The following is a 6073-nucleotide window of genomic DNA, read 5'->3' as shown; positions in this document are numbered from 1 at the left end:
CTGCACAGTCAAAAGTTCATATGATTAAGAAGCCTGAAAAAATTCTCTTTTTTGGGCTTCTTCCTGCTTTTCTTTAATTATTTTAGTTATGCTTAAATCCCTATTTTTACCCAAACTCAATAAAATAATATAGCGAATATGTACTGCTATAGTAGCTTCTGATAAAATTCCTTTAGATGGAGTCCTTAAATATCTAACTACATCTATTTGATTAGAAAAAGTAATCGACAAAATCTGTAGTAATCCCAGAGATATAGAACTAAGCAATACATATCCTTCTATAGCTTTTATTGTATTAGTAATTCTTTCTTTTTCTTTGAAACATTCAACTTTTGATAGAGGATGGGCTTCGCCCTTTTTCAAGTATCTATTTAGTTTTGGCATTGATTTACTCCAAAACTGATAACTAAACCCACCTAAAACTTGTTTTAACTCTCTAAATGTACATTCTATTTTAAAGCGATAGCTATATAACTTTATTATACTTTCTGGATTAAGATTTAAATCTGTACTAACAAGTATAGATTCTTTACCTTTGTATTTTACAAGTACAAAGCGTAGCTTTTGATATAGTTTTTGTCCCCATAATAAATCAACAGAATGATATTGTACAGTTTCTGTAACTCCATATAGATTAACGGTAGTTTGTATGAAAGCATCTTTTTCAACAGAAAATAATTCCTTTAGTTTAACTGTTTCACCTTTTTTAGCAGGTCTACCTCTTCCTGGTTTTTGTTTAAAAATTGGACTATAAGCAATACAAGATTTCTTAGCTTTTGTAACAATATTCATAGTTGTAAGATTGTCAGCATTAAGTTTATTCAATCTAGATAAAGCATCTACCGATAAAAAATATCTGTCTAAAAGTAAAATAGAGTTACCCATAATTTTAGAAATATCAAATGCATTATCAATGATCTGTACCACATGTGATGATTGTCTTTTTTCATCTTCAGACCACTTGAATATATTTTTAACTCCATCGTGTAAAGTTATCATAAGAGGTATACAAAATAATTTTGATGCAGCATCAGATAAAACACCTACTCCTCCAAACATATGACCAAATATAAACTCTGCTTTTGAAGAGTTCTCTGATTCTTGATGTAATTTTTTAACTCCAGGCATCTTACGGGATTCTTTTGATTGCTTGACCCCATCTCCAACCAAAACAATAGACTCACCTTCTCTATAAAGAGGTGCATATTTTTTTACTACCTCAAACCATTTATTTGCAACAACTTCATATGTCCATGCTGATGATCGAAAGAAGTGAATCATACTTTCATAAACCTTTGAATCCAAAGATAAATCTCTAATAATAGAGCTTAGTCCCAGTTTATCTGTTCTGATCATTAATCCGATTATTATTGTAACAAACCACTTGAATGTGGCATTTCTTGTAAAGCAATCTTTAAATTCATTTAAAATATTATCAATTAATTTAAGCATCTGTATAGTATCAATCTAAATAATGTGTTATTATATGTAAATAACTCTTTAATAGATTTTATCCTTTCTGTGTTGTAACTTTTAGGATACTATAAATCTATATAAAAGGGTTATTTTTTTTTAGAACTTTTGACTGTCTAGTAATTATAAAAAATTATATTATTTAATTTAAAATCCTTGATATACCTCATTGTCTATAAATATCTTATTTTTTGAAATATATTATTACCTTATATTTTTAAAATTTATATATAAATTTTTAATTACTATACAAAGTAATAATTGTTATATATTCCTTTTTTTGCTATAATAATACTGAATAAATATATATGTTAAGGGAGGGTTTTGAGATGGCTTACATAATAAATGATACTTGTATAAGCTGTGGTGCTTGCGAATCTGAGTGTCCAGTTGAATGTATAACTTCTGGAGATGACAAATACGTTATAGCTGCAGATGCTTGTGTTGAATGTGGTGCTTGTGCAGGAGTTTGTCCTGTTGATGCTCCTCAACCTGAATAATAAAAAAAAGAAGCTATCAAAGTAGTATTTCTACTTAGGTAGCTTTTTTATTGTATCTATTCACTTTCTTTCATTAAGTATGATAATGTAAATAAACTTTCAGTTAAGTTTACATTCTCTACTATGACATCTTTTGGAACTTCTAAGTCTATAGATGCAAAATTCCATATACCCTTTATACCAACTTTAACTAATCTATTTACCATTTCTTGTGCCCCATTTTTAGGTATACACAATATAGCTATATTAATATTATTTTTTTGAACAAATTCTTCTACATCTTCCGAGTCTAAAATTTCAAAATCTCTTATTTTTAAACCTATCATTCTAGGATTTGCATCAAATAAAGCTTTTATTTCAAAACCAGCTTTTTTGAAGCCTCCATAGTTTGCAATAGCCTGTCCTAAATTTCCCGCTCCTATTAGTATAGTATTATATGCATTATCTAATCCTAATATTTTTCCTATTTCAGAATAAAGAGCTTCTACATTGTATCCATATCCTTGCTGTCCAAACCCTCCAAAATTGTTTAAATCTTGACGAATTTGAGAAGCTGTAAATCCTATTATATCACTTAATTCCTTAGATGATATTCTATGTATATCTTTATCTAGTAAATCTCCTAAGTATCTATAATACTTCGGTAGCCTTCTTATAACAGCCATTGATATATTTTTATTTGCCATTTCTTCACCTCCTAAATTTTGTCTTATTTTTTCTATTTACTGCTATTTTTTCATATTTTATAAAACATAATACATATATCCTTGATTATATTATATCAAAATATTATAATTTTAGGTAGTTCAAGGAGGTATAAATTTATGATTGTTTTGTCATGTAATAACTTAAATAAAAGTTTTGGAATAGATTCTATATTAGAAAATATTAGTTTTACTGTAAATGAAGGAGATAAAATAGGTATAATCGGAATAAACGGTACTGGAAAAACTACTTTATTTAAAATAATATCAGGAATTTATGGATACGATAGTGGAGAGATATATTCTTCTAAAGATTGTGAGATTGGCTATTTAGAACAAAATACTAATTTCATCTCTAATAATACTATATTTGAAGAAGTTTTAGAGGTATTTAAAGATTTGATAGATATGGAATCTTATTTAAGAGAGTTAGAAATAAGAATAGCTGAAGAAAGTACTAAAACTAATTCTTCAGATTTAGATAAGCTTATGAATGAATACTCTCACAAATTAGAAGCATTTTCAGATATGAATGGCTATGGATATAAATCTGAAGCTAAAGGAGTATTAAAAGGTTTAGGATTTAATGATGAAGATATGGACAAGCCTATAAGTATACTATCTGGAGGAGAAAAAACCAGAGTTCTTTTAGGTAAATTACTTCTAAGAAAACCCACTTTACTTTTACTAGATGAGCCTACTAACCACTTAGATTCTGAAGCTATTGAATGGTTAGAGCTATTCTTAAAACAATACAAAGGCACTGTTGTTTTAATTTCCCATGATAGATATTTCTTAGACCAAGTTGTTAATAGAGTTTTTGAAATACACAATAAAAAATTAAAAACATACAACGGAAATTATTCTGACTTTATAGAAGCTTCTGTTATTGAAAAAGAAATAGAAGAAAAAAAATATGAAGACCAACAAAAAGAAATAAAAAAACAAGAAGAGTCTATAGAAAAACTAAAGGCTTTTGGTAGAGAAAAGCATGTAAAAAGGGCTAGAAGTAAAGAAAAAATGCTTGCTAAAGTTGATGTATATGACAAACCTGCAGGAGATAGAAAAAAGGCTAGGATAGAGTTTAATCCTTCCGTTACTAGCGGAAATGATGTATTACAAATAATAGATGTTTGTATGGGTTACGGAGAGAGAATATTATTTAAAGACCTTAATTTAGATATTTATAGAGGAGAAAAAGTTGCTCTTATTGGAGCTAATGGTATTGGAAAGTCAACTCTATTTAAAATAATTATGAGCGAGCTAGTTCCTCTAGCTGGAAAAATTAAATTTGGTACTAATGTCAATGTATCTTATTTCCATCAGGAACAAAAAACTCTTAATCTAGATAACACTGTTATCGAAGAAATTTGGAAAGATAACACTCAATTAACTCAAACTTCTATAAGAAATATGTTAGGTGCCTTTTTATTCGAAGGTGAGGAAGTATTTAAAAAGATTTCTACTCTAAGTGGTGGCGAAAGAGCTAGAGTTGCTATTCTTAAACTAATACTTTCAAACGCTAATTTGCTGCTACTAGATGAACCGACTAACCATTTAGATATAGATTCTAAGGAAGTTCTTGAAGACGCTTTAACTGGGTATACAGGCACTATATTTACTATATCTCATGATAGATATTTCCTTAATACAGTAGTTGATAAAATTTTAGTTTTAGATGCTAATGGAATTACTGAATATCTAGGTAACTATGATTATTATGTAGAAAAGAAAAGACAAATCAAAGAAATAACGACTTTTGAAGAAGTTGAAGAAAAAACTAAAACTCAAATAAAAGAAGAAAAAAGAAAAGAAAGAGAAGTACGTGAAGCTGAAAAGAAAAATAGAGCGAGACGCCAAAATATAGAAAAAGAAATAGAAGAAACAGAATTAAAAATAGAAGAAGCAGATGTACTTCTGTGCCAGGAAGAAATTTATTCTAATCCTGAAAAATCAAGGCAAGTTAGCCAAGATAAAATAAATCTAGAAAACAAACTTTCTTCTCTTTACGAAGAGTGGGAGGAATTAATGTAGAAGCCAATAGGCTTCTTTTATTCTTTTAGGTTACATAACTCTTTATTTGTGATATTATTTATATCAGAATTTTATATTAAGGGGTGATTATTTGCAAGGTACGTTCAATTTAAATGATGATAATAAAAGATTTTATAAGCTTCTTTTCTCTCTATGCATACCGATTATTATTCAACAGCTTATCTCTACTTCAATCAATGTTATTGATACTGTAATGATAAGTAGTTTAGGGGAGGCTTCTGTTGCTTCTATAGGTGTTGCAAATCAATATTTCTTCTTGTTCAGTATGTCTTTATCTGGGTTAGCTGGGGGCGCTGGAGTTTTTATATCTCAATTCTATGGAAAAGATGATATTTCTAATATAAGAAAAGTTACTGGTTTTAGTGTAGTATTAGCAATTATACTTAGTTTAATATTTTTAATACCAGTATTAATTGTACCTAATTCTATAATTAATATTTTCTCTTTCGACCCAGAAGTAATAGAATTGTGTGGTGCATATTTTAGTATAATAATCTTCTGTTATCCTTTAATAGCAGTTAGCACAGTCTTTAGTATGGGGTCTAGAAGTGTTAGAAATCCTATGTTAGGAATGGTATGTAGTTCTATTGCTCTTTTAGTAAATATAATTTTAAATTACGGATTAATCTTTGGTAAACTAGGACTTCCAAGATTAGGTGTAAGAGGCTCTGCTTTAGCAACTTTAATAGCTAGAATTATAGAATTATTATTAATTCTTGGATATGTGTATTTTATAAAGAAAGACTATGCATTAAAGTTCAAAGTAAAAGATTTGAAACGTATAGATTCAGCCTTTATAAAAATATTTACATCTAAAAGTTTTCCAATATTCTTAAATGATACCACTTGGGCAATTGGTACAGTTTTATATTCTGTAGCATATTCAAAAGCTGGTACTTCGGCAATTGCTACAAGTCAAATTGCTACGACTACAGGTAATTTCTTTATAATAACAGGTGTCTGTATTGCAATAGGTGCATCAATAATGCTAGGTAATGAGTTGGGTGCAGATCATATAGATAGGGCTATTATTTATGCTAAAAAATTCTCTGTTCTTGTATTTATTACTGGCTTAATTTTTGGAGGACTTTTAATATTAAATATACCTTTCCTTTTAAAGATTTTTAGTGTATCTAATCATTTAGTTCCTGATATGACTAAGATTTTTATTATTATGGGTATTTTAATGGCTCTTAAATCTTTTAATACTTTGATAATAATTGGTGTTTTAAGAAGTGGTGGAGATACAAAGTATGCTCTTGCTTTGGAGTTAGGTTGTATGTGGTTGGTTTCGCTTCCTCTTACTTTTATTGCTGCGATAATGGGGGCTCCGATATATGT

The 6073-nt window shown here is 28.6% G+C and carries 5 protein-coding genes; 3 read left to right on the top strand and 2 right to left on the bottom strand.

Going from position 1 to position 6073, the window contains the following annotated elements; genetic code table 11:
• Positions 1-24 precede the first annotated feature (24 nt).
• Entirely contained in the window at positions 25-1452 is a 1428-nt protein-coding gene (locus ACRC03_RS19485; protein ID WP_438654275.1) for a transposase, read from the bottom strand.
• 350 nt (positions 1453-1802) lie between these two features.
• On the opposite strand from ACRC03_RS19485, the gene ACRC03_RS19480 reads away from it, so the two are divergent.
• A complete protein-coding gene (locus ACRC03_RS19480; RefSeq protein ID WP_438654274.1) occupies positions 1803-1973 on the top strand; it encodes a DUF362 domain-containing protein in 171 nt (56 codons plus the stop codon).
• A 56-nt stretch (positions 1974-2029) separates the two neighbouring features.
• Here the strand turns inward: ACRC03_RS19480 and ACRC03_RS19475 are convergent, their stop codons facing one another.
• A complete protein-coding gene (locus ACRC03_RS19475) occupies positions 2030-2659 on the bottom strand; it encodes a redox-sensing transcriptional repressor Rex (protein ID WP_438654273.1) in 630 nt (209 codons plus the stop codon).
• 138 nt (positions 2660-2797) lie between these two features.
• On the opposite strand from ACRC03_RS19475, the gene ACRC03_RS19470 reads away from it, so the two are divergent.
• Together ACRC03_RS19470 and ACRC03_RS19465 are read left to right on the top strand one after the other, a co-directional pair.
• Positions 2798-4711: an ATP-binding cassette domain-containing protein gene (locus tag ACRC03_RS19470; protein ID WP_438654272.1), complete on the top strand. Its 1914-nt coding sequence runs from the start codon at positions 2798-2800 to the stop codon at positions 4709-4711.
• Between the two features lie 214 nt (positions 4712-4925).
• Positions 4926-6073, top strand: a 1148-nt coding sequence (locus ACRC03_RS19465; RefSeq protein ID WP_438654271.1) for an MATE family efflux transporter, incomplete at its 3' end; no start/stop codon positions are given.

The sequence above is a fragment of the Romboutsia sp. genome (genome assembly GCF_051659545.1).
GTDB lineage: Bacteria > Bacillota > Clostridia > Peptostreptococcales > Peptostreptococcaceae > JBOFOR01.
Note: the sequence above shows the minus strand (reverse complement) of the source record. Positions and strands in the feature narration are given on the sequence as shown.